The 22,687-nt window shown below is 63.7% G+C and carries 22 protein-coding genes, 1 tRNA gene and 1 riboswitch; of the genes, 9 read left to right on the forward strand and 14 right to left on the reverse strand.

All coding sequences use genetic code 11. The features are described from left to right. The first annotated feature begins 121 nt into the window (after positions 1–121). Together moaB and HNO79_RS13185 are read left to right on the forward strand one after the other, a co-directional pair. The gene (gene moaB / locus HNO79_RS13180; protein ID WP_010515174.1) at positions 122–676 is read left to right on the forward strand and encodes a molybdenum cofactor biosynthesis protein B; all 555 of its coding nucleotides are present in this window, start codon (positions 122–124) and stop codon (positions 674–676) included. 25 nt (positions 677–701) lie between these two features. Next, complete coding sequence (locus HNO79_RS13185) at positions 702–1,277, forward strand: DJ-1/PfpI family protein (RefSeq protein WP_214165462.1); 576 nt, start codon at positions 702–704, stop codon at positions 1,275–1,277. A gap of 115 nt (positions 1,278–1,392) precedes the next feature. On the opposite strand, the gene folE is transcribed toward HNO79_RS13185, so the two are convergent. From folE to metZ, 3 genes are all read right to left on the reverse strand, one after another. Continuing rightward, positions 1,393–1,998 (reverse strand): GTP cyclohydrolase I FolE, encoded by a 606-nt coding sequence (gene folE, locus HNO79_RS13190; RefSeq protein ID WP_010515171.1) that lies wholly within the window; start codon positions 1,996–1,998, stop codon positions 1,393–1,395. 57 nt (positions 1,999–2,055) lie between these two features. Beyond that, positions 2,056–2,466 (reverse strand): Co2+/Mg2+ efflux protein ApaG, encoded by a 411-nt coding sequence (apaG, locus tag HNO79_RS13195; RefSeq protein WP_010515170.1) that lies wholly within the window; start codon positions 2,464–2,466, stop codon positions 2,056–2,058. Positions 2,467–2,550: 84 nt separating this feature from the next. Further along, the gene (metZ, locus tag HNO79_RS13200) at positions 2,551–3,753 is read right to left on the reverse strand and encodes an O-succinylhomoserine sulfhydrylase (protein WP_048855267.1); all 1,203 of its coding nucleotides are present in this window, start codon (positions 3,751–3,753) and stop codon (positions 2,551–2,553) included. Between the two features lie 131 nt (positions 3,754–3,884). Continuing rightward, a riboswitch (SAM riboswitch) is annotated at positions 3,885–3,965 on the reverse strand. Positions 3,966–4,080: 115 nt separating this feature from the next. On the opposite strand from metZ, the gene HNO79_RS13205 reads away from it, so the two are divergent. Then, positions 4,081–4,154, forward strand: a tRNA-Gly gene (locus tag HNO79_RS13205). A gap of 82 nt (positions 4,155–4,236) precedes the next feature. Here the strand turns inward: HNO79_RS13205 and HNO79_RS13210 are convergent. From HNO79_RS13210 to HNO79_RS13260, 11 genes are all read right to left on the reverse strand, one after another. After that, entirely contained in the window at positions 4,237–4,728 is a 492-nt protein-coding gene (locus HNO79_RS13210) for a hypothetical protein (RefSeq protein ID WP_010515167.1), read from the reverse strand. Positions 4,729–4,882: 154 nt separating this feature from the next. After that, positions 4,883–5,566 carry a PqiC family protein gene (locus tag HNO79_RS13215; protein ID WP_214165461.1) on the reverse strand — a complete coding sequence of 228 codons (684 nt, stop codon included), beginning with the start codon at positions 5,564–5,566 and terminating at the stop codon, positions 4,883–4,885. Next, positions 5,563–6,528: an MlaD family protein gene (locus tag HNO79_RS13220; RefSeq protein WP_010515165.1), complete on the reverse strand. Its 966-nt coding sequence runs from the start codon at positions 6,526–6,528 to the stop codon at positions 5,563–5,565. The genes HNO79_RS13215 and HNO79_RS13220 overlap by 4 nt, the downstream gene beginning before the upstream one ends. Further along, the gene (locus HNO79_RS13225) at positions 6,528–7,340 is read right to left on the reverse strand and encodes an ABC transporter ATP-binding protein (RefSeq protein ID WP_010515164.1); all 813 of its coding nucleotides are present in this window, start codon (positions 7,338–7,340) and stop codon (positions 6,528–6,530) included. Before HNO79_RS13225 ends, HNO79_RS13220 begins: the two co-directional genes overlap by 1 nt. 5 nt (positions 7,341–7,345) lie before the next feature. Continuing rightward, positions 7,346–8,482 carry an MlaE family ABC transporter permease gene (locus tag HNO79_RS13230; RefSeq protein ID WP_200409910.1) on the reverse strand — a complete coding sequence of 379 codons (1,137 nt, stop codon included), beginning with the start codon at positions 8,480–8,482 and terminating at the stop codon, positions 7,346–7,348. Between the two features lie 208 nt (positions 8,483–8,690). Then, positions 8,691–9,761, reverse strand: coding sequence for a hypothetical protein (locus HNO79_RS13235; protein WP_214165460.1), 1,071 nt, complete (start codon positions 9,759–9,761; stop codon positions 8,691–8,693). Further along, on the reverse strand, positions 9,758–10,492 hold the full coding sequence (locus HNO79_RS13240; protein ID WP_048855264.1) for a 2OG-Fe dioxygenase family protein: 735 nt from the start codon (positions 10,490–10,492) through the stop codon (positions 9,758–9,760). The genes HNO79_RS13235 and HNO79_RS13240 overlap by 4 nt, the downstream gene beginning before the upstream one ends. Next, positions 10,485–13,043: a mechanosensitive ion channel family protein gene (locus HNO79_RS13245; protein ID WP_244987545.1), complete on the reverse strand. Its 2,559-nt coding sequence runs from the start codon at positions 13,041–13,043 to the stop codon at positions 10,485–10,487. Before HNO79_RS13245 ends, HNO79_RS13240 begins: the two co-directional genes overlap by 8 nt. Before the next feature lie 190 nt (positions 13,044–13,233). Beyond that, positions 13,234–13,827, reverse strand: a complete 594-nt coding sequence (locus HNO79_RS13250; protein WP_010515157.1) for an RDD family protein — start codon at positions 13,825–13,827, stop codon at positions 13,234–13,236. Between the two features lie 118 nt (positions 13,828–13,945). Continuing rightward, complete coding sequence (argJ, locus tag HNO79_RS13255) at positions 13,946–15,181, reverse strand: bifunctional glutamate N-acetyltransferase/amino-acid acetyltransferase ArgJ (protein WP_200409907.1); 1,236 nt, start codon at positions 15,179–15,181, stop codon at positions 13,946–13,948. A 100-nt stretch (positions 15,182–15,281) separates the two neighbouring features. Further along, positions 15,282–16,187 (reverse strand): peptidylprolyl isomerase, encoded by a 906-nt coding sequence (locus HNO79_RS13260; RefSeq protein WP_244987546.1) that lies wholly within the window; start codon positions 16,185–16,187, stop codon positions 15,282–15,284. Positions 16,188–16,433: 246 nt separating this feature from the next. On the opposite strand from HNO79_RS13260, the gene secA reads away from it, so the two are divergent. From secA to HNO79_RS13290, 6 genes are read left to right on the forward strand one after another with little or no spacing between them, the layout of a single operon-like run. Further along, positions 16,434–19,175, forward strand: coding sequence for a preprotein translocase subunit SecA (gene secA, locus HNO79_RS13265; RefSeq protein ID WP_214165459.1), 2,742 nt, complete (start codon positions 16,434–16,436; stop codon positions 19,173–19,175). Between the two features lie 59 nt (positions 19,176–19,234). Continuing rightward, complete coding sequence (locus tag HNO79_RS13270) at positions 19,235–19,984, forward strand: YebC/PmpR family DNA-binding transcriptional regulator (protein ID WP_010515152.1); 750 nt, start codon at positions 19,235–19,237, stop codon at positions 19,982–19,984. A gap of 8 nt (positions 19,985–19,992) precedes the next feature. Next, positions 19,993–20,499 (forward strand): crossover junction endodeoxyribonuclease RuvC, encoded by a 507-nt coding sequence (ruvC, locus tag HNO79_RS13275; RefSeq protein WP_010515151.1) that lies wholly within the window; start codon positions 19,993–19,995, stop codon positions 20,497–20,499. Continuing rightward, positions 20,496–21,116, forward strand: coding sequence for a Holliday junction branch migration protein RuvA (ruvA, locus tag HNO79_RS13280; RefSeq protein WP_010515149.1), 621 nt, complete (start codon positions 20,496–20,498; stop codon positions 21,114–21,116). Before ruvC ends, ruvA begins: the two co-directional genes overlap by 4 nt. Next, positions 21,113–22,174 carry a Holliday junction branch migration DNA helicase RuvB gene (gene ruvB / locus HNO79_RS13285; RefSeq protein WP_214165458.1) on the forward strand — a complete coding sequence of 354 codons (1,062 nt, stop codon included), beginning with the start codon at positions 21,113–21,115 and terminating at the stop codon, positions 22,172–22,174. The genes ruvA and ruvB overlap by 4 nt, the downstream gene beginning before the upstream one ends. Next, positions 22,161–22,580, forward strand: coding sequence for a YbgC/FadM family acyl-CoA thioesterase (locus HNO79_RS13290; RefSeq protein ID WP_010515147.1), 420 nt, complete (start codon positions 22,161–22,163; stop codon positions 22,578–22,580). The genes ruvB and HNO79_RS13290 overlap by 14 nt, the downstream gene beginning before the upstream one ends. Positions 22,581–22,687 lie beyond the last annotated feature (107 nt).

The following is a 22,687-nucleotide window of genomic DNA, read 5'->3' on the forward strand; positions in this document are numbered from 1 at the left end:
AATACATCAGAATTTTGTGTTTATTCTCACATATTACTCATTTTTCCTGCCGTGGGGACACCTGCATGTGCCGCCGCAATGCCCGTTGACGCCGCGACGCGGGAGTGGTGAACATGGCCACATGTCGCGTCTTGATATGAAAAGAACCTTCCTGCCTGTCCGCATCGCCGTGCTGACGGTGTCCGATACCCGCACGCCGGAAACGGACAGATCCGGCGACATACTGGCCGCCCGCATTGCCGGGGCGGGCCATGTGGTGGCCGCCCGCGCCATCGTGCCCGATGACGTGGACCGTCTGGCCGCGACACTGGCGGGCTGGATTGCGGATGCGCAGGTGGATGTCATTATTTCAACAGGCGGCACCGGGGTAACGGGCCGCGATGTCACGCCGGAAGCTTTCGATAAAGTGATCGAAAAACGGATCGAAGGCTTTGGCGAACTGTTCCGTATGCTGTCGTACCAGAAAATCGGAACATCCACGATCCAGTCCCGTGCACTGGCCGGGGTGGCGAACGGTACCTACCTGTTCGCGTTGCCCGGATCATCCGGCGCGGTGAAGGACGGGTGGGACGACATACTGGTCTGGCAGCTCGACAGCCGCCATGTGCCCTGCAATTTTGTCGAACTCATGCCCCGGCTGCGTGAACACCTGTCCCCGGATGACCATCACGACTGACCGGATAACGGGAAGGATGCGGATAATGAGTGCACCAAGGCTTCTGCTGCTGGCTGGTGACTATGTCGAGGATTACGAGGTCATGGTGCCATATCAGGCGCTGACCATGCTGGGCTATCGCGTCGATGCGGTCTGCCCGGGCCGTAAGAAAGGCGAGCATGTCCTGACGGCTATCCATGATTTTGAAGGTGCGCAGACCTACAGTGAAAAGCCGGGTCACCGATTTGCGCTGAACGCGACATTTGACGACATCAGTCACGCGGATTACGCGGGCCTTGTCCTGCCCGGTGGGCGCGCGCCGGAATACCTGCGTCTGGATGCGCGGGTCATCGAACTGATCCGTGCCTTTGCTGACCGGCCCATCGCCGCGATCTGTCATGCGGGCCAGCTTCTGGCGGCCGCACGCATCATTTCGGGGCGGAGGGTTTCAGCCTATCCCGCCTGCCGCCCGGAGGTTGAACTGGCCGGTGGCATATATGCCGATATTGCGCTGGATGCAGCGGTGACGGATGGCAGGCTGGTCACGGCACCGGCATGGCCCGCCCACCCCGCATGGCTGGCGCAGTTCATCGCCGTGCTGGGGGCAAAAGTCAGCCTGTAGCGCTGCGCGATCAGTAAAGAAGTTTTTGGTGAAGCTTTTTGCAAAAAGCTTCCGGTGCCGCCTTTTTTAAAAAAGGTGGCACACGGAAACGTCTGTTCGCTTATTAAATATACCCTCAGATACCGCTGCTGTTCATGGCCGGGCGGTTGAGAATCGACAGGAATTCGCGTCGCGTGTCCGAATTGGTGCGGAAGGTGCCCAGCATGCGGCTGGTTACCATTGATACGCCGGGACGGTGCACGCCGCGCGTGGTCATGCACTGGTGTGATGCCTCGATCACCACGGCCACGCCATAGGGCTGCAGTTCCTCATTGATGGTATTGGCAATCTGGGCCGTCAGGCGTTCCTGGATCTGGAAACGCCGGGCATAGGCATCCACCACGCGGGCCAGCTTGGAAATGCCCACCACCCGCTTGCGCGGCAGGTAGGCCACGTGGGCCACGCCAATGATGGGCACCATGTGGTGTTCGCAATGGCTTTCCACGCGGATATCGCGCAGCAGCACCATCTCATCATAATCATCGACTTCGGAAAAAGTGCGGCGCAGCAGGTCGACCGGGTCTTCGGCATAACCGCAGAAGAATTCGTCATATGACTTGATGACGCGCTGGGGCGTGTCACGCAGCCCCTCACGGTCGGGATCTTCGCCCGCCCAGCGCAGCAGGGTACGGACGGCCTCCTCTGCTTCCTGACGAGTGGGATGGGAATCGATGGGGGTCATTTCTGTTGGTTCTTGTTGTATGGGCCCGTCCGGCACGGACAGGCCACAGGGGGACAGTTAATGAAGGATGGCCGGATGGTGCGGGCTGTCCAGGCTGAATACGGGAATGCTGACATCAAAGTGCTGTCGGCTGGCGGGGCGGATCATATGGTACATCCCCCCCATGAAGCCGGTTGGCGTTTCAAGGGCGGCCCCGGACATGTATTCGAAACTGGCGGCGGCGTCGATCAGGGGCTGTTCCCCCACCACGCCGTCGCCTTCCACGCGGTCGATCCGTCCCTGCCCATCCACGATGCGCCAGCTCCGGCGCAGCAGCTGTATCTGCTCTGTCCCGTGGTTTTCGATACGGATCCGGTACGCCCACACGTAACGGTGTTCGTCCGGCTCCGACTGGTCATCCAGCCAGAAGGTCTGGACCACCACGCGTACATTGTCGGTCGTCTCCTCGAAACAGGGGGTATTGTCCATTGTCTCGCCCAGCGGGGACTCCGCTCCTTCCCCACCGGGGGGAGGGAAAGGCCTGTTCTTGCTCATGGAGAGGATGCTCCTTGTTTACCGGTTGCCCAGCGCCGCAATGCCGCGCTTGAGGTCGTCAATCAGGTCGTCGGCATCTTCCAGCCCGACGGAAAAGCGGATCGCCCCGTCGGTAATGCCAAGGCGGGCACGTTCTTCGGGCGCCAGCTTCATATGGGTGGTGGTGGCCGGATGCGTGACAAGCGAGCGTGCATCGCCAAGGTTGTTGGAAATCGAGATCAGGCGCAGCGCGTTCATGAAGGCGAATGCCCCGTCCTTGCCCCCCTCGACTTCAAACGCCACCAGCGTGGACCCGGCGGACATCTGCTTTTTCGCCAGTTCATACTGCGGGTGGTCCTTGCGGCCGGGATAGAACACACGCACGATGCCGGGCGCATCCGCAAGGAAATCCGCCACCTTCGCGGCATTGCGCGTCATGGCGTCCACGCGCAGGCCCAGCGTCTCGATGCTTTTCAGCATGACCCACGCATTGAAGGGCGACAGACTGTTGCCGGTGTTACGGGTAAACGGGCGCAGGACTTCGTCAATCCATTTGGCGTTGCCCAGCACTGCCCCACCCAGCACGCGGCCCTGTCCGTCGATATGCTTGGTGCACGAATACACCACCACGTCGGCCCCCAGTTCCAGCGGCTTCTGGTACAGCGGGGTGGCGAAGACATTATCCACCACAACCGTCGCCCCGGCCTTGTGCGCGAGATCGCAGATCATGCGGATGTCCAGCACATCCAGCATCGGGTTGGACGGGCTTTCCAGCAGCACGGCACGGGTCGGCTTCGACAGTGCCTCTTTCCACGCCGCCATGTCGCCGCCATCAACGAAGATGGTTTCCACACCATAACGCGGCAGCAGTTCGGCCACGATCCAGTGGCACGACCCGAACAGTGCGCGTGACGCCACGACCCGGTCACCCGCGCGCACCTGCGCCAGCAGCGCGGAGGATACGGCCCCCATGCCCGTCGCCGTCAGGACGCAGGCTTCCGCCCCCTCCAAGTCACACAGGCGGCGTTCGAGGTTTGACGTGGTCGGGTTGCCAAAGCGCGAATACTGGTAGTGCGAGATATCGCCCGTAAAGGTGCCCTCGGCCTGTTCCGCGCTGTCATAGACAAAGCCGGAGGTCAGGAACATCGCCTCACTGGTCTCACCATACGGTGTGCGCTCAAGGCCCGCATTGATCAGGCGCGTGGCGGGGCGAAAGGACTTGGGATCAGGCTGGTCAGTCATGGCTGGTGGCTATTCCTGTGAACGGGGATGGGCGTGAATACGGGCAGAGATGCCGGCGCCGGGGCAGTTCCGGCAGCCCATTCCCCCAAAAAGGCGGTTCACGACCGTGGAAACCATGATGCCCGCGCCCTGTCGGGCGGGATCAGGCCTCTTTAGCGCGTATGTTTTACCTCGCCGCAAGCCGGCCGTATCAAATCACGAGGGCCCGGTGGAAACCGTCCCCGGACATCACTGCTTATTGCGGATCAGGGCAGGGTGCGTCAACTGTCGCCCGTCATGTGGGGGTGATTGCATCCGCACGGCTTGTGCAGTATAGAGGGCCACAACGCGGGTGTAGTTCAATGGTAGAACGGCAGCTTCCCAAGCTGCATACGAGGGTTCGATTCCCTTCACCCGCTCCATCTTTCCCATGAAATCATACATCCGGCGGCCCTGACCTGCGGTCGTTCCATCATGCAATGACGCCTGCCTGCCGGTCTGTTGTCACGGGGCGGGTTCTGGGGCTGCCTGGGTGTCGGTATAGGTCGTGCCGTTCCAGATCCAGCGATCCGTATCATCAACCAGCAGGTCGTGCATGTTGCCATGTACCTGCGGGGTAATGGTGATCGGTCCGCTGACGGAATCCAGCACCAGGGTCCATTTGTGCCCGTCGGGCAGGTACACGGACGTGGAACATCCTGCCGAGCCACACAGGCTGGCGGATTGGAGCTGAACAAACAGCGCCATGCGACGCGGGTTGTCCGACAGCAGGCCCGATCCGGTCAGCAGGACGGGCTGTTCACGCTGGTTTGCGGCATCATGCAGATCCTGCGCCACCAGCCTGCGCGCCTGCCGGTCCAGTTCCGTGCCGGGATGCTGCGCCAGGATGACCGGCCCGCCTTCCGCCCGTGCCATGCCGACACCGGACAGCAGCAGGGCGGCAGGCAGGCAGATCAGACATGCGGCCCGGCGAAGGGAAGGAAAAAGAGGGGGCATGACGACACTCCGGCAGGTTGGACAGGATTGCGCACCCAATGCCCCTCCTGCCGAAAGGTTCCCCCATTCATGGCGGCAGGGTGGCGCAGGCGGCCCGTTTCCCCCAGCCTAACCGGGGCGGGACAGGACTGGCCACCCCTGTCGTGTCGGATGTTCAGCCCTTGGTGTGACGATGGAAGGTCATGGCGGTCTGCGGTGTCGCGCCGGTTGTGCCGGGCCAGCTTGCCTCGATCCGGTCGCTCAGTTCATTCAGCAGGCTTTCCGTTACCTTGGCGATGTTGGCGTTGCTGGCCGTATTGCCATCCATGACGATGGTGGTGCGGTTACGCAGGATGGATGCGCGCGTGTCCTGCGGGATGATGGCCCAGTCCGCGTTCAGCGCGGATTTGCCGTCACGGCTGACATCAAGACGGCTGATATTCAGCTGCAGCCGCCATGTCGGGCGGTCAGGCTGGCTCTGGTCGGTTACGAACAGGTTCGGCCATTTCTGCGCCAGCCGCGCCGTGATCAGGTCGGTAGCCCCTACCGACAGGCGGCTGGCCCAGCGGCCCAGCCCGCTGCGTTCGATTTCATGGCCGTTGCGGACCATGATGTCCTGGCTGTCCAGATAGTCGGGCATGCGCGCGCGCTCGACCTCGATCACAGGCGTGCTGTCCGTGATGGGAATGGTGGAACTGCTTTCCGCGCCCACGGCCACGGCGGGCGCGCCAAGGGTATAGAAGCGGACCGGGGCCGAGGAACAGGCCGACAGCACAACCGCCGACAGCAGCAATCCGCCACCTGCCCGCAGGGCCGGATACAAACGGGAAAGAGAGACAGCGGGCTGGCGCGTTTTCATTTATTGCGTCCCATCAGCAGAAGTTGCGGATTACTTTCGACTTCATTGGCGAATCCGCGCAGCCCGTAGCCTGCTTCCATGATATCACGCATCGTATCGTCCAGATTGAGCCTGTCACGTGATTGCGGATCGGTCAGCGTACGCAGGCTGGCAAGTGTCTCATGCGCCTGTGTCATGGTCTGGTGCGTATTGGCGATCAGCGTCAGCAGTTCCGCCCGCCGCGCGGCAAACTGCTGGCTGTTGGTGGAGATCAGCCGGTCCAGCTTGTTGATGGTGATGCTGGCGCGGTTTTCCACATCCGTAATGGTGGCGCGGATGTGGGTGACCGCCGCGTCGCTATGCGCCGATGTCTCGCGGATACTGGTGATCATGCCCGGCAGGTCGCGGTTCATGTCGGCCGCCAGCTTGCGGATGCTGGCCATTGCGGTCTGCAGGTCATGATGAAGCTGCTGGACGGAAGTGGACACCAGCGTGGTTTCCAGCTGCTGCAGCGCCGTCTGCCCCATCGGGATTTCCGTCAGCGTCGTGTCCACCAGTCCCGGGTGCAGCCGCGCCGGGGTTTTGGGGTCGAGGTCGAGGTCAAGCTCGGTCTGCCCGGTGACAAGGCTGTGCAGCGTCATTTCCGCCCGCAGGCCATTGGCGATCAGTTCGGGCAGCGGCGGCAGGTCGCTGCGTCCTGGCGCATGGTTGGGATCGAACAGGATATAGACCGGCATGTAGGTGTGATGGTCCGCCGGATCGACCTTGACCGTAATACGTTCGACAGCCCCCACCGGCACGCCCCGGAAATTGACGGGGGAGCCGATGTCCAGCCCGTTGGTCGGGCTTTCAAAAATGACCATTGCCTCACTGGTACGGCCGGGCAGGGGGAGCGACCCCTTCACGCCCAGTATGATGAGCGCAACGGCCGCAACCCCCAGCACGGCTGATCCGATCAGCGTTTGCCTGCCGGGCATCGGCATTACCCGTTTCCAGCGGAGCCGGAACTGTCCAGCTGTTCACGGTGCATGAAGGCATGGACCATCGGGTCTGTGCAGTGATCGCGCAGCCATGTGGGGGAGCCGTGGGCAATGGCCGTTTTCTGCTCGGCATCAAGAAAGATGCCGTCATCGGCGATGTGGAACAGGCTGGACAGTTCATGGCTGACGATGATGATCGTCGCCCCCAGCCCGTCGCGCAGGTTCAGGATCAGTTCATCCAGCCGGGCGGACGTGATCGGGTCCAGCCCGGCGGAGGGTTCATCGAAAAACAGGATATCGGGGTCCAGTGACATGGCGCGGGCCAGGCCCGCGCGCTTGCGCATGCCGCCACTCAGTTCGGACGGATACTGGTCGATGGCATGCAGCATGCCCACCAGCCCAAGCTTGAGTTCCACAAGCTGGCGGATCACGTCTGGTTCCAGCTTGGTGAACATCTGCATGGGCAGGGCGACGTTCTCGCCCACGGTCATGGAACTCCACAGCGCGCCGCTCTGGAACAGGACGCCGAAACGCCGGCCGATCCGCACGCGGCTGGCATCATCGCCAGCCCAGTAATTGTCCTTTTCCACCAGATAGGTACCGTGCGTGGGACGCAGCAGGCCGATCATGCTTTTCAGCAGGGTGCTCTTGCCACAGCCCGACCCACCCATGACGGCAAAGATGCTGCCCCGCTTCACGCGGAAGGACACGTCGTGCTGGATCACCTTGCTGCCGAACGCCAGCGTCACGTCATCGACCGAAATCATCACCGGACGGTCATCGGTGGAGGGCATCTGGGTATTGGTATCATTCATGGCGGTCAGATCCCGATGACATTGGCGATAACCGCGAAGATCGCATCCAGTGCGATCACGCCCACAATGCCCACGACCACGGCCTTGGTCGCGGCAATGCCAACGTCAGCGGCGCTGCGTCCGGCCTTCAGTCCGATGCGGCAGCTGGTCAGGCCGACAAATGTGCCGAATACGAAGCTCTTGATGAAACCGAACGTGAACTGGTCCAGCGGCAGCGCCTGGATCGTTTCGTGGAAATAGCCCAGTGGCGATACGTCCAGCATGATATAGGACACGAAGAACCCGCCCAGCATGCCGATCAGGCAGCCGTACAGGTAGAGCAGCGGCATGGTGAAGGCGAGGGCGAGCACCGACGGCAGGATCAGGTAACTGGAAACCGGAATGCCGAAAACCTGCAGCGCGTCGATTTCCTCATTGGCCTGCATGGTGGAAATGCGCGCGGCATAGGCGCCGCCGGTACGTCCGGCCATGATGATGGCGGTCATGACAGCCGACATCTCGCGCACCATGGCAATGGCCACAAGGCTTGCGACATAGATGTCAGCCGCGAATTTATGCAGCTCCACCGACCCGACGAAGGCCAGGATCGCGCCGACCAGGAAGTTCACCACGCCCACGATCAGCAGTGCCGCCGGACCCGCGGCATTCAGGTCGGACATGAGGTCGACGGTGCGCATCATCCCGCGCCCGACCAGCGAGGCCAGCCCCCCCTTGGCCGCCGCCGTGCCCATTTCGCTGACACAGCCCACTTCGTTCAGGGTGTCGAGCGTAAACTGCCCCACGGCCGCCACCGGGGCGAAATGATGGGGTGGCGGGGGCGTTGGTTCGGGCGGGATTTCGGGCAGCAGGTCCAGCAGCTTGTGCGCGGATTCCGGCAGGGTGTTGGTATCGACGTTCACATGGGCTTCACGCGCGCTGCGCTTGAGTTCCCACAGGAAGCTGATCAGCGAGGTATCCCATTTGCCAAGCTGGTCGGTGCTGAATTCGACCGGCTCACCTTGAGGCACGTCTTTCAGCGCATCGGCGGGAAAGGCGGGCGTACGTCCTTCCTGTGCAATCCAGTCCCCAGACAGGGTGACAAGGGTCCGGTTCGCCTCGGGCTGAAGATGCCATTGCGGCGCACCATTGACGGACGTATTCACCAGCCTCTCCAACCTCAGTGCCGCAACCTTGCCCGTCCGGTTACGGGGGCGGCATGCACAAAACAATCCCCGTCCATCTTACATGACTGCGTCGCGCATGCGCATGGCGGGCATCTCACGGTATCCTGTTTTCCATACCAGATGACCCGCCCGGCACAAGCCCCGCCGGCGTGGAGGCTCCGCGATGGCAGCGCATGGCTTTGCCCCGTTACCGGTCCATGCGGGGCAGCCCCGGCGGGTCATGCAGGATGTCCAGCGCCGGGTCTGCAGGCGGTTTCCCATGTATGACAGCACCCATGTCCGTCATCACGCGCTGGGCGGTGGGCATGCGGTAATGCAGGGGATCCCAGAAATTATCGCGGTTTTCCGTCAATGCGCTGTCATGGTTGAAATCAAGGGCAACCACGTTGGGCTGGTGGGCGGCAATCCGTTCCACCCCCAGCCTGCATGCCTGCAGCCGGGCCGCCGCAATGCCCCCCGCCGTTCCGTGCAGGAATGCCGATGCGGGCGGAAACCACAGGATGCGGATGGTGGAGGCAGGCATGCGCCCGACCATTGAATCCAGCAGCGCCATGGTGGCCGGTGGCGTGTCGGCCATGCCAGGCGGGGCGGGGCTGTTATCCGGTGGCGACCAGTGGTCGAATGCGGCCTGTACCCGTCCCCGCAACTGGTCGTACCGGTCATCGGGCGGCACGAAACTGGTATAGCCATCCGTGCCAAAACGCTGTTTCTTCTGTCCGGTCAGCCACAGGAACTGATTGGCGGCTTCCTGCAGGGCATACAGGCTGGCCATGTGCAGGTAGCCGGTCCATGCGGGGTGGCCGTACATCCATTCCGGCCACGGACGGTTGGGGGATGTCAGGCTGCCAGGGCGTTCATGGCACCAGGCGGCGTCCACGCCGATCATGACAATGCGCGGGGCGGGATGGGCGCGCAGGAAGGTATCGAGTTCACGCGCCTGTTCCCACGGGCTTGCGCTGTTCATGGCCATGTTCAGGAAATGCGTGCCCAGGGCACGGTTCATCACGGCGGGCTGGATCAGCCGGCTGGTGGATGTGCCCAGCATGACGGAATCAAACCGGGGGTCACGCGCCAGCGCGGGCATGGTGTAACGGGCGTTGGACGTAACGGGTATGCGGGGCAGGCGGGGGGAAAAGGGCAGCACGTCCCATGGGTCAACCGTTACGATGAACAGGTAGAGCCCGCCCCCCACCGCCAGCATGACCGCCAGTGCAAGCCGGCAGAAGTGTCGCCACGCCCCTGCCTGCACCGGCGTCATTGATGGCGGAATGTCACGACCAGTACGTCACGATAGGCCGGTCGTGTGGGATCAAGGGGACGCACCGCGGTGACCCCGTGATAGACGCGGTTGTCATTGACCACCGCCGTATCCAGCGGCTGGTCCAGCATGAAACTGCCCACAAGGGTGCGCTGGAGATCATGGATGGCGGTTTCGCCCGACATGACGTTCTCGCGCCGGATCATCACGACCATGACCCAGTCCACGCCATCACGGTGCAGCCCTTCGGGTGTCGGCTGACCGGGGCTGTCTCCCTGCGCTTCGATGCGGAACTGGTGGATTTCGGTATGCCATGTATCGGGCATGACGGCCGGATCGGTCAGGTCGGTTACGATCCGGTGCATGAGCCGCAGTATGGCGACCAGCGCCGGATGCGTCCCCATTTCCGGTTCCACCGCGCGGAACCAGCGTTCGATGCCGCCATTCAGTTCGTTATAATCGCGGCTCTGGTAATGGGGCTGGTGTTTCTTGCGCTGGATGCCATCGGCGCTGATGGCGAAGGTGGCATGACGGCGGCGGCGGTACCGGCCGCCATCCGCCATGTAGCGGTCCAGTCCCAGCCGGTTCCAGCTGTTGGCGAAGCTGGCCCAGTCACGCAGGCCATACTGTTCCAGCAGGGGGCGCATGTCCCCCGCCGGCACGAAGGCGTAGCCATCCCTGCGCAGGGGGGATTCCAGTTCCGCCAGCAGCATGGGCGTTCCATCAGCCATGGGAAGGGTCATTGCCCTTGGGGCTGGTGGCGTCCTTGCCCTCCCCGTCATCCGCCTTTGGGGCGGCGGCCTTGGGTGCCTCAGGCTGCGCGTTGTGCGCGGCGAGGATGGCGGCGGGATTTTCCTCCATGTTCATGCGCAGGGCGCCACTGGGCGCATTGGCCAGCATGTTGACCGAGGTCGGGATCGGGAAGGCAACCTTTTCCTTCACCATGCGCGCGCCCAGGCGGGCATAGTATTCACGATAGACCTTCCACTTGGCCCCCGCCGCCGTGCGGATGGAACCAAGGAACTTGGCCCCGTTTCCGTCCGCCTGCTCAACACCCAGGAACGAGAAGTCGGACTTGATCAGCGGGCCATAGACGGGGTCCTTGCGCAGCAGGCCCAGTTCGTCCTTCAGGATCGCAGCAACGCGATGCGGATCTTCCGACAGGTCCAGCATGAAGCTGACCACCACAAGGTTGTAATCGCGCGAGGTATTGGCGATCGACGTCACGGAGGAGAACGGGATGATATGCAGGTCCCCGTTGACCGCGCGCAGCCGCAGGGTGCGGATCGACAGGTGTTCCACCGTACCCGCGACGCTGCCCGCCGTGACCCAGTCGCCCACCTGCATCGCATTTTCCACCAGCATGAAGAAGCCGGTAATGAAGTCCTTGACCAGGCTCTGTGAACCGAAGGCGATGGCGGCACCCATGATGCCCGCACCGGTCAGCAGCGGGGCGACGTTGATGCCGATCTGCGACAGCGTGGTCACGGTCACGATGATGATGATGAAGGTCAGCAGCACCGTGCGGATGATCGGCAGCACCGTGCGCAGCCGGGTGGCGCGGGATGCCTGGTCCGATGTCTCGAACCGGGTGATCTGGTTCTGCAACGTGGCGTTGGCCACTTCCCACACCACGATGGCGATGGTGTAGGCGACCATGATCGTCAGCATGGCGCCCACGATCTTCGGACCCAGCGAGCCATGCAGGAAGAAGCGGATGGCGGGCAGGCCCCACGACTGCAGCAGCAGCACGACGGTCACGAATGTCAGCAGCACCGACAGCGTACGCCGGGCCATGGGATAGTAGTAGTCCACGCGGGCCTGCAGGCCGGGGTACCGCTTTTCAGTGGCTTCAGGCACATGGAAGATCTTGTTCTGCAGGCTGAATGCCAGGACCGACAGCAGCCGCGCGCCAAGAATGACCACAATGGTCAGCGACAGCGTGCGCAGGATCCATGCATAGCCGCCACGGATCTGGGTCGCCCATACCAGCCACAGCGCGAAGTCGAAGAACATGGCCGGGATCCACCAGAACCGGACCATCCTGCCCACGAACATCCAGAACGGCTTTTCGCGCAGGCGGCCCGATGGCTGCAGGGCCGCGCCCACATGGTGGCGGATGCGCCAGATGAAGATCGCGATCAGGATATGTTCGATCAGCACCACGGCGCGGATGATGGCTTCCGTGCCGCGTGCGGGCATGTCGAACACGCCGCCCAGCGTGGACAGGCAGACCACGATGGACGGCGCCGCGACAAGGAAGTTCCACCACCGCGTGACCATGCGCGCCGTCGCGTCCGATGCGCTGCACAGGCGGATGGTGGGCGAGTGGGGAACGAATACCGTTTCCAGCAGCAGATAGATCACGCGCGCGATGACATAGGCGTTCGTCAGCGTGATGGTGACCATCGCGGCCTGATGGGTGGAGGTGAACAGGGCGGACGCGCCATAGCCCAGCCCGCAGAACAGGGCGACCGGCATCAGCTTGATCAGCAGGTGCAGCAGCGAATAGGGGATGCGCGTGATGATGCGCAGCGTTTCGTGCTGCTGGCGGTCATCCTGCTGCCGGGTCTGTTCGGTCTGCTGTTCGGCCTTGGCATCGGCGGAGGATGCGGGCGGCGGGGCGGGCTGGTCGTTATCCGCCTGGTCTTCATGCGTCAGGCGCTGGTTCAGGCGCTGTTCGGTCGCGACCGCGCGCGCGGTGACACCCGCCAGCGGCTTGCGCATGGCGATGGACAGCGCACGTTCGGCAACAAGGGCCAGGATGAAGATGATGCTGGCACGTCCCATCGCATCCAGCAGGATCCGGCGCGAATCCGCATTGGACAGGATGGAATGGACCCACCGGCCCACAAAGGCCAGATCCTTGAACAGCGCCATAAAGTTCTGGCCCTGCTGCAACGCGACATCGCGTATGTGGGTCAGTTCGTTCATGGTTTCGCTGCTGATGCTGTCGGGTTCAAGCGACACATCGGCGGGGGCAGCGGCTTTTTTCGCAGGGGCGGGTGCGGCAGCGGCCGGCTTGGGCGCGGGCAGCCCCTTGGCTATGGCATCAAGGGTGCGGGTGAACTCCTCGCGCTTCTGCGGGTCGTTCATGACCGACAGGACCTGCTGTGCCTGCTGGCTGGTTATGCCCTGCGCGGGGGCGGTGGTGTCCGCCGCGCGGGCCTGCATGGCCATGGGCAGCAGAGCCAGCATGAAGGCCGCCAGCAATGTCAGGATGCGGCCCCGTCTGGACCGGGTGGGGGCAGGATGGACCGTTGTCGCGTAATGGGCCGACATGCCGATTGTTCACCTCCTTGGAAATCCGGGAACCCTGCGCAGCGTTGCCCGGGGCCCCTCACCGTAACACCAAAACGCCCGCGCGCATTCCTGCGCGGGGCGGGCCGTCATGCTGCGGGAAAAACATTCAATATCAGAATAGAAGGCCGGCAGACGGGACAAGGTTGCATTTTTGTCATGTTTTTTTGTGTCAGCCGCCCCATTGTGGCGGCAGTGGCGCAGGCGCGCGCGCTTCGCGCCGGATCACGCAGGTGCCCGCCAGAATGTCATGCAGCCCCTGCTTGCGCTGCGTCCACATGACCATGAGGAAACCCACCCCACAGATCAGTGCCGACAGGTATTTGCCAAAATACCGCCCTGCCGCCCGCAGCGCTGTGATGCGGTTGCCATACAGGTCGGTCACGCGCATGCGGCACAGGATCTTGCCCGGCGTGGCCTGCAGGGATGATGCCTCGAACACGATGTAGTACGCGGCGGGCAGCAGCAGGGTGATCAGTTCGAACAGCCCGTTGCCGTTCCAGTGCAGGTGGGGCGTGCTGGAAACGATGGTGTAGTCTGCTGGCTGGATATAGGAAATCCGGTAATCGCCCCCGCTGCCCCCGGTCGATTGCGGGTCGAATATGGAGATCGAGAGGCTGGGCGGCACCAGCAGCATGCCCAGCAGCCCCAGAAGCGCCCACAGCACGATGGAATCGATCACATAGGCCACGACCCGGATCCAGAACCCTCCATAGGTCCAGACATCCTGTTGGGTGGAGGCAGGGCGGAAAAACGGGTTTGTCATGCAGGCTGTTCCTGTCTGGCAGACGTGATGGGTATACCACCACAGCAATGCCATTGCTGCGTGCGCAACGGAACAGGAAAAAAAACGCACGCCCGCAATCAGGCGCCCGGCAGGCGCCTTAGCTGCGATAGGACCCGTTGATGTTGATATAGCCGTGCGTCAGGTCACAGCCCCATGCCTGTGCCGTGCCGTTGCCCAGACCCAGATCGATCGCGATCTCGATTTCCTGTCCGCGCATGTGCGCGACCACGGGCGTTTCATCGTAATCATGCACGACGGTGCCGTTCCGGGCGATCCATGTTCCGCCAATACCGACCGACAGCGTATCGCGGTTGGCGGGTTCGCCACATTTGCCGACCGCCATGACGACGCGGCCCCAGTTGGCGTCTTCCCCCGCAACGGCGGTCTTGACCAGCGGGGAATTGGCGACCGCCATGGCGACGCGGTGGGCCGAGTCATCGGACACCGCGCCCGTGACGACGATGTGCATCATCTTCGTGACGCCCTCGCCATCGCGGATCACCAGCAGGGCGAGTTCCAGCAGCAGGGAATCAAGTGCCGTGCGGAAGTCCGCCAGATGCGGGGACTGCGCATCCTCGATCTCCACATTGCCCGCCTGTCCCGTGGCGAACAGCAGGATCATGTCGGAGGTGGAGGTGTCCGAATCCACCGTAATGCAGTTGAAGCTGCGGTTGACGCCATCAGACAGCAGGGACTGGATCACGCCCGCGGGCAGCTTCGCATCGGTTGCGATGAAGGATAGCAGGGTGGCCATGTCGGGTGCCACCATGCCGCTGCCCTTGACGATGCCCTGGATCCGCACCGTGGTTTCCCCGATGCGTGCCGTGCGGGTCGCGGCCTTGGGGAAGGTGTCGGTGGTCATGATGCCGCGCGCGGCGTCCGCCCAGCCGTTATCCGACAGGGTGGCGTACAGGCCGGGCAGTGCCGCCGAAATCTTCTGGTAGGGCAGGATTTCACCGATCACACCGGTGGAGGCGAGGAAAACCTCGCTCGCGGCACAGTTGACCAGACGCGCTGCATCGGCAGCGTTGGCCTGTGTCGCCTCGAACCCTGCGCGGCCGGTAAACACATTGGCGTTCCCGGCATTGACCACCAGCGCGCGCGCACGGCCATCGGCCATGGCGGCGCGGCACCAGTCCACCGGCGCACCGGGGCACTTGCTGCGGGTATAGACGCCCGCGACGGTCGTGCCCGGCGCGAATTCCGCCATCACCAGGTCGGTGCGCCCCGTGTAGCGGATGCCCGCCGCTGTTGCGCCAAAACGCACCCCCGCCACGGGCGGAAGTTCAGGCAGTGGCCGGGCAAGGGGGGAGACGGGCAGGGCGTTGGCCATGGTCGGTCAGGATCCTGGGATGACAGCGGGAAACGGGGAATGGATAAACAGGTGGCGCGGGCAGGAACACGGTTGTGCGCCCGCCCGCGCCACGTCCGGGTCAGTGGGCCGCGGGCTGTTCAGGCAGCGGCTTGCCATCGGGGCCGTAGCGCACGACCTTGACCTGCGCCAGGGCGTTGCTGACGGCTTTCTGCACGCCTTCCTGGATCAGCTTCTGGCGGATCTGGTCGCGGGTTGCGTCCAGCGTGGGCGTGGGCGCGGTGCGCTTGCCCAGCACCTGGATCACATGCCAGCCGTACTGGGTATGGACCGGGGTCTGGCTGAAGGTGTTGGGCTGCATGGCCGATGCCGCATCCCAGAAGGTCGGCAGCATGTCGCCCTTCTTGAACCAGCCCAGGTCGCCGCCATTCTGCTTGGCCGATCCGGGATCCTTGGACAGCTTGGTGGCCAGCTGGCCAAAGTCGGCGCCGGCCTTCAGCTGCTTGATGACGTCATTGGCCTCGGCCTCGGTCTGCACCAGGATGTGGCGGGCGTGGATTTCCTCGGCGCCCGGCTTGTTGGCGTAGTTCTTGTCGTAATACGCCTTGACCGCGTCATCGGTCAGTGTGGGGGCGACCTGCGCGGACAGATAGGCATTCTGCAGCGCATTCTGCGCAGCCTGCTGCATCTGCTGCTGGACGTCGGGCTGCTTGTCCAGCCCGGCCTTGGCGGCCGCGACCTGGATGGCGCGCTGGTCCACAAGCTGGTTGAGCAGGATCGGCACGATGATGTTGTCGGGCAGCTTGCGCAGCTGCTCGGGCATCGTGGCCATGGCCTGCCGCACGTCATTGAGGCGGATGTCCTGCCCGTTCACGCTGGCGAGGAGCGGATTCTGGTCCGCCGTGGCCGGCGCAGCGGGCTTGGTCGCCGCCGGCGCGGGCGACGCCGCGAGTGCAGGAGGGACAATGAAAGAAGAAGCAAGCAGGGCCATCGTTGCGACAGCCTTTGCCGGACTGATAGTCCGCATGTGCAAAAAACCCTAGTTATGAACGCGTTCGGCAGGCATCATGGCGAAGGGCGGCCCGACCTGCAAGGGCCGGATGCGATATGGCCGTTTTCCCCCGTTTCCGCCATGGCGCTGCGGTCCATCGGTTGACCAGTGGCGGCGTGGGTCCTATCTCATGTCTCCGCGCGAGAATTTTATCCGCCAAGCCTGCCCCCGCCCAGCCGGTCCGCTGCGGGCGTGCGGGACTGTCATTCCGGGAAGGTCTTCATGTTCGCCAGTATTGCCCGCGCCCTGTTCGGAACCGCCAATGACCGGGCGCTGAAATCGTACCAGCGGCGTGTGCCCGCGATCAACGCGCTGGAACCCCAGGTCCAGGCGCTGGACGATGCAGCCCTTGCCGCCAAGACGACCGAGTTCCGTGAACGCCTTGCCACGGGCGAAACACTGGATGCCCTGCTGCCCGAAGCCTTTGCCGTCTGCCGCGAGGCTTCGAAGCGCGTGCTGGGCATGCGGCATTTCGATGTGCAGCTGATTGGTGGCATGGTCCTTCATGATGGCAAGATTGCGGAAATGCGCACGGGTGAGGGCAAGACCCTTGTCGCGACGCTTGCCGTCTATCTCAGCGCGCTGGCGGGCAAGGGCGTGCATGTCGTGACCGTCAACGACTACCTCGCCAGCCGCGATGCCGACCAGATGGGCGCGCTGTACAACTTCCTCGGCCTGAGCGTGGGCGTGGTCGTGCCCAACATGCCTGAGGATGAGCGGCGCGCCGCCTATCGTGCCGACATAACCTACGGCACCAACAACGAATTCGGTTTTGACTACCTGCGCGACAACATGAAGTACCGCGTGGAGGACATGGTCCAGCGGCCGTTCCACCATGCCATCGTCGATGAGGTCGACTCGATCCTGATCGATGAGGCGCGCACCCCGCTCATCATCTCCGGCCCCGCCGAGGACAGTTCCGACCTGTACCGTGCCGTGGACGAGGTGATGGTCGCCCTGGTGGCCGACCCGGAAACGTACGAGAAGGATGAGAAATTCCGCTCCGTCATCCTGACGGAAAAGGGTGCGGAACAGGTGGAGGACCTGCTGCGCACGGCGGGCGTGCTGCATGAAGGCGGCCTGTATGACAGCCACAACGTGGCGGTGATCCACCATGTCCAGCAGTCGCTGCGCGCGCATACGCTGTTCACCCGCGATGTCGATTACATCGTGCGCGGTGGCAAGGTGATCATCATTGACGAGTTCACCGGCCGCATGATGGAAGGCCGCCGGTATTCGGACGGCCTGCACCAGGCGCTGGAAGCCAAGGAACATGTCGAGGTCCAGCAGGAAAACCAGACCTTGGCCTCGATCACGTTCCAGAACTATTTCCGCATGTATCCCCGCCTGTCGGGCATGACCGGCACGGCCATGACGGAAGCGGACGAATTCGCGGATATCTACAAGCTCGACGTGATCGAGATCCCGACCAACCTGCCCGTCGCGCGCAAGGATGATGATGACGAGGTCTACCTGACCGCGCGGGAGAAATACGAGGCGGTCGCCAGCCTGATACAGGAGATCAGCAGGACATCCGGCCAGCCGGTGCTGGTGGGCACGACGTCGATCGAGAAGAGCGAATACCTCTCCTCCCTGCTGCGTCAGCACGGCATCAGGCACAATGTCCTTAACGCCCGCTTCCATGAACTCGAGGCCGAGATCGTGGCGCAGGCCGGTGCACCCGGGGCGATCACGATCGCGACCAACATGGCCGGGCGCGGCACCGACATCAAGCTGGGCGGTAATGTGGACATGCTGATCCACCAGCGTCTTGCCGGCATCGAGGACCCCGAGGAACGCGCCCGGCGCGAGCAGGAACTGCGCGAGACGGTGGCGCGTGATCACGACATCGTGCGCAAGGCGGGTGGTCTGTATGTCATCGGCACCGAACGGCATGAAAGCCGCCGTATCGACAACCAGCTGCGTGGCCGTGCGGGCCGTCAGGGTGATCCGGGCAATTCGCGCTTCTTCATCTCGCTTGAAGATGACCTCATGCGCATCTTCGGCACCGACCGCATGGGCAACATGCTGCAGAAGCTGGGCCTGAAGGAAGGGGAGGCCATCGTCCATCCCTGGATCAACAAGGCCCTTGAGCGCGCGCAGAAAAAGGTCGAGGCCCGCAACTTCGACATGCGCAAGAACACGCTCAAATATGATGACGTGATGAATGACCAGCGCAAGGAAGTCTATGCCCAGCGCCGGGAATACATGGGGGCGGAAGATGTCTCCCCCATCATCACCGAAATGCGTGAAGACGTGATCCACGACATGGTGGCCCGCTGCATCCCTGAAAAATCCTTCCCCGAACAGTGGCTGAAGGACGAACTGGCGCAGGATGTGCAGGCCACGCTGAACCTGACCCTGCCGATCGCGGAATGGGCGAAGGAGGACGGCGTGGACGCTGGCGTCGTGACCGAACGGATCGAGCAGGCCGCTGCGCAGTCGCAGGCCAGCCGGGCCGCCAATTTCGGCCCCTCGGTCATGCGGTATGTTGAAAAGCAGGTCCTGCTGACCACGTTCGACGCTGTATGGAAGGAACACCTGCTGGCCCTGGACCAGCTGCGCCAGGGCATCGGCCTGCGCGCGTATGGCCAGAAGGACCCGTTGAATGAGTTCAAGCATGAAGCGTTCGAACTGTTCCACGCCATGCTGGACCTGCTGCGGGTGCGCGTGACCTCCACCATGGCGCGGGTGGAAATGGCGCCGCCGCCGATTGACAATCCGTTTGCCGGTGTTGCCGAAATCCACTCTGACCCCGAAGTGCCGGGGCTGGAGAACGAGCCGGGACCCGGCCTGATGCCCGACGCGACGGGCCGCCAGCCGGACCCGTCCATGGCCACGCCCATTGGCGCGGCGGCGGTCATGCCCGATGACCCGTCCAGCTGGGGCGAGGTCTCGCGCAATGCGCCGTGCCCCTGCGGGTCGGGCAAGAAATACAAGCACTGCCACGGGCGGCTGGTCTGACCAGCTGCCCCGGGGTGGACAGACAAGAACGATAGACGAAACAGGATCAGGGACGAACGATGGCGGGTCATTCCCAATTCAAGAACATCATGCACCGCAAGGGCGCGCAGGACGCCAAGCGGGCCAAGCAGTTTGCCAAGGTCATCCGTGAAATCACCGTGGCCACGCGTGAGGGCATGCCCGACCCGGCCATGAACCCGCGCCTGCGTGCCGCCATTTCCGCCGCGCGTGAAGTCAACATGCCCAAGGACACGGTCGAACGTGCGATCAAGAAGGCATCTGGTGCCGGTGGTGGCGATGACTATACGGAAGTCCGGTACGAAGGCTACGGCCCCGCCGGTGTCGCCGTGATCGTGGAAGGGCTGACCGATAACCGCAACCGTACGGCGTCCGATGTCCGTGCCGCGTTTTCCAAGCATGGCGGTTCGCTGGGGGAAACGAACTCGGTCTCCTTCATGTTCACCCGTCTGGGCGTGATCACCTATCCGGCTGATGCGGCCAGCGAGGACGACCTGATCGAGGCGGGCCTTGAAGCCGGCGCCGAGAATGTCGAGACCGTGGACGGCATGCATGAAGTGACCTGCCCGGTCGAATCCTTCTTCGCCGTGCGTGACGCGCTGGAAACCCGCTTTGGCGAACCGGCTTCGGCCAAGCTGGACTGGCGTCCGTCCAATACGGTCGAACTGGATGAAGACAAGGCACGCAGCGTGTTCAAACTGATCGACACGCTGGAAGACCATGATGACGTGCAGGCGGTGTACGCCAATTTCGACGTGCCGGACGACGTGGCCGAAAAGCTGTCGGCCTGATCCGGCCGGTGGTCCGCATCCTTGGTATCGATCCCGGCCTGCGGTTTACCGGCTGGGGGGTCGTGACGGCGCAGGGTAACCGGCTGAGCCATGTGGCCGATGGGGTGATCGCCACCGATTCGGCACTGTCCGTGCCCGAACGCCTGCGCCATCTGCATGATGCGCTGCTGGAACTGGCGCGGAACTTTGCCCCGGATGAAGCCGCGGTTGAGGAAACCTATGTCAACCGCAACGGGGCCGCGACGCTGAAGCTGGGTTATGCCCGCGGGGTGGGGCTGCTGGTGCCGATGCTGCTGGATATTCCCGTGGCCGAATACGGGGCGAAAACGGTCAAGCGTGCCGTGGTCGGCACCGGGGCCGCGACAAAGGAACAGGTCTGCATGATGGTCCGCCGTATCCTGCCCACGGCATTGCTGAAGCGCGCGGACGCGGCGGATGCGCTGGCGGTAGCGATCTGCCACGCCCACCATCGCGCCAGCGCCGCCCACATCGCCAACGCGACGAGGATGGCATGATCGCGCAGCTGCGCGGCCTGCTGGCGCAGGTGGAGGCGGATCGCTGCGTCATTGACGTCAATGGCGTCGGCTATCTGGTGCAGGCATCCAGCCGCACGCTAGCCGCACTTCCCCAACCGCCGGAACTGGCCTGCGTGCTGGTGGAAACCGTGGTGCGGGAAGACGCCATCCTGCTGTACGGTTTTGCCGAGGCATCGGAACGGTCATGGTTCCGCCTGCTGACCACCGTGCAGGGCGTGGGGGCGAAGGTTGCGCTGGCCATCCTGTCGGTCCTGCCGCCGCCGGACCTCATGGCCGCGATCGCGGCGGGAGACAAGACCATGCTGACCCGTGCGGGTGGCGTGGGCGCACGGCTGGCACAACGAATCGTGACCGAACTGCGCGACAAGTGCGACGGGATGCCCACCGGCCTGCCCGCAGGGGTGGCGGTATCGGCGGCGACTGTTGCGGTTCCCACGCCACGCAGCATCGCGGCGGATGCGGTGCTGGCACTGTCCGGTCTTGGCTTCCGCCGTGCCGAGGCGCAGCCCGTGGTGGAACGGGTGATTGGCCGCTTCGAGGACAATGTCGATCTAGATGTCGTGATTCGTGACGCGCTGAAGGAACTGGCCCGATGAGCGAACAGCCCGAGCGTGAGATCGACGCCCGCAGGGGGGAGGAAGACGGCAACGAGGGGTCGCTGCGGCCCCAGACGCTTGATGATTTTACCGGCCAGAAGGCCAGCCGCGAAAACCTTGCCATTTTTATCGCCGCGGCCCGGCAGCGTGGTGATGCGCTGGACCATGTGCTGCTGCACGGGCCGCCGGGACTGGGCAAGACCACGCTGGCGCAGATCGTGGCGCGCGAACTGGGCGTGGGCTTTCGCGCCACATCGGGGCCGGTGATCCAGCGCGCGGGCGACCTGGCGGCGATCCTGACGAACCTGCAGCCGCGCGACGTGCTGTTCATTGATGAAATCCATCGCCTGCATCCATCTATCGAGGAAGTGCTGTACCCGGCGATGGAGGATTTCCAGCTTGACCTGATCATCGGCGAAGGGCCTGCCGCGCGTTCGGTGCGGATCGACCTGGCGCCCTTCACGCTGGTGGCAGCCACCACGCGCGCGGGGCTGCTGGCCACCCCGCTGCGCGATCGGTTCGGCATTCCGCTGCGGCTGGTGTTCTATACTCCGGAAGAACTGTGCCAGATCGTGACCCGGGGGGCGCGTAAGCTGGAATTCGACCTGACGCCGGAAGGGGCGGAGGAAATCGCCCGCCGGTCCCGTGGCACGCCGCGTATCGCGGGCAGGCTCCTGCGCCGGGTGCGTGACTTTGCCGCCGTGGCGCGCGCGGGCAGCGGCCCGGTGGACCGGGCGCTGGCCGATGCCGCATTGTCGCGGCTGGAAGTCGACTCGATGGGGCTGGATGGCATGGACCGCCGTTACCTGCGCCGGATCGCCGAATACCACCATGGTGGCCCTGTGGGCGTGGAAACGCTGGCAGCCGCCCTTGCGGAAGCGCGTGACACACTCGAGGACGTGATCGAGCCTTACCTGATTCAGGAAGGGCTTGTGCTACGGACAAGCCGTGGGCGCATGCTGGGCGAACGGGGCTGGCGACACCTGGGGTTGCACCCCCCCGCCCGCGCGCCCGGACAGGGTGACCTGCTGGGGGATGGGATTGATGGTACAACATAATATCGACTTCCGTATCTATTACGAGGACACGGATGCGGGGGGCGTGGTCTACCATGCCCGCTACCTTGCGCTGGCGGAACGTGCCCGCACGGAAGCCATCCGCGCGCAGGGACAGGCGGCGTCCGACCTGCTGGCCGATTACGGGCTGGCCTTTGTGGTGCGGCATGCGGCCATTGATTACCGCGCGCCGCTGCGGCTGGATGATATCGTGCGCATCACGACTCGCCTGACGGAACTGGGGGCTGCAAGCTGCCGGCTGCTTCAGGATTTTCATCGTGTGGATGGGGAAGGCGGCACGGCATGCGGGTCGCTGGATGTCCGTCTGGCCTGCATCCGCGCAGAAGATGGACGTGCTGCCCGATTTCCGCCGCTATGGCGTGATCTGTTACGCGAACTTGTGGCCTGAACCAGACGAAGGCATGCAGTGTGCATGTGCTTTTCGTGCCATGGGTTGACCGGGATGCAAGGCTGTGCGGAAAGCGGGTTGGCCGCGACTTGCTAAAGGGGCAAGTT

It is taken from the genome of Komagataeibacter oboediens, from assembly GCF_018491655.1.
In the GTDB taxonomy this organism is placed as follows: Bacteria; Pseudomonadota; Alphaproteobacteria; order Acetobacterales; family Acetobacteraceae; genus Komagataeibacter; species Komagataeibacter oboediens.

What these genes read in the sequence shown, in the direction of transcription:
- moaB (WP_010515174.1), top strand. Translation starts at nt 122, where the DNA reads ATGTCGCGTCTTGATATGAAAAGAACCTTCCTGCCTGTCCGCATCGCC.
- HNO79_RS13185 (WP_214165462.1), top strand. Translation starts at nt 702, where the DNA reads ATGAGTGCACCAAGGCTTCTGCTGCTGGCTGGTGACTATGTCGAGGAT.
- folE (WP_010515171.1), bottom strand. Translation starts at nt 1,998, where the DNA reads ATGACCCCCATCGATTCCCATCCCACTCGTCAGGAAGCAGAGGAGGCC.
- apaG (WP_010515170.1), bottom strand. Translation starts at nt 2,466, where the DNA reads ATGGACAATACCCCCTGTTTCGAGGAGACGACCGACAATGTACGCGTG.
- metZ (WP_048855267.1), bottom strand. Translation starts at nt 3,753, where the DNA reads ATGACTGACCAGCCTGATCCCAAGTCCTTTCGCCCCGCCACGCGCCTG.
- HNO79_RS13210 (WP_010515167.1), bottom strand. Translation starts at nt 4,728, where the DNA reads ATGCCCCCTCTTTTTCCTTCCCTTCGCCGGGCCGCATGTCTGATCTGC.
- HNO79_RS13215 (WP_214165461.1), bottom strand. Translation starts at nt 5,566, where the DNA reads ATGAAAACGCGCCAGCCCGCTGTCTCTCTTTCCCGTTTGTATCCGGCC.
- HNO79_RS13220 (WP_010515165.1), bottom strand. Translation starts at nt 6,528, where the DNA reads ATGCCGATGCCCGGCAGGCAAACGCTGATCGGATCAGCCGTGCTGGGG.
- HNO79_RS13225 (WP_010515164.1), bottom strand. Translation starts at nt 7,340, where the DNA reads ATGAATGATACCAATACCCAGATGCCCTCCACCGATGACCGTCCGGTG.
- HNO79_RS13235 (WP_214165460.1), bottom strand. Translation starts at nt 9,761, where the DNA reads ATGACGCCGGTGCAGGCAGGGGCGTGGCGACACTTCTGCCGGCTTGCA.
- HNO79_RS13240 (WP_048855264.1), bottom strand. Translation starts at nt 10,492, where the DNA reads ATGGCTGATGGAACGCCCATGCTGCTGGCGGAACTGGAATCCCCCCTG.
- HNO79_RS13245 (WP_244987545.1), bottom strand. Translation starts at nt 13,043, where the DNA reads ATGTCGGCCCATTACGCGACAACGGTCCATCCTGCCCCCACCCGGTCC.
- HNO79_RS13250 (WP_010515157.1), bottom strand. Translation starts at nt 13,827, where the DNA reads ATGACAAACCCGTTTTTCCGCCCTGCCTCCACCCAACAGGATGTCTGG.
- argJ (WP_200409907.1), bottom strand. Translation starts at nt 15,181, where the DNA reads ATGGCCAACGCCCTGCCCGTCTCCCCCCTTGCCCGGCCACTGCCTGAA.
- HNO79_RS13260 (WP_244987546.1), bottom strand. Translation starts at nt 16,187, where the DNA reads ATGCGGACTATCAGTCCGGCAAAGGCTGTCGCAACGATGGCCCTGCTT.
- secA (WP_214165459.1), top strand. Translation starts at nt 16,434, where the DNA reads ATGTTCGCCAGTATTGCCCGCGCCCTGTTCGGAACCGCCAATGACCGG.
- HNO79_RS13270 (WP_010515152.1), top strand. Translation starts at nt 19,235, where the DNA reads ATGGCGGGTCATTCCCAATTCAAGAACATCATGCACCGCAAGGGCGCG.
- ruvA (WP_010515149.1), top strand. Translation starts at nt 20,496, where the DNA reads ATGATCGCGCAGCTGCGCGGCCTGCTGGCGCAGGTGGAGGCGGATCGC.
- ruvB (WP_214165458.1), top strand. Translation starts at nt 21,113, where the DNA reads ATGAGCGAACAGCCCGAGCGTGAGATCGACGCCCGCAGGGGGGAGGAA.
- HNO79_RS13290 (WP_010515147.1), top strand. Translation starts at nt 22,161, where the DNA reads ATGGTACAACATAATATCGACTTCCGTATCTATTACGAGGACACGGAT.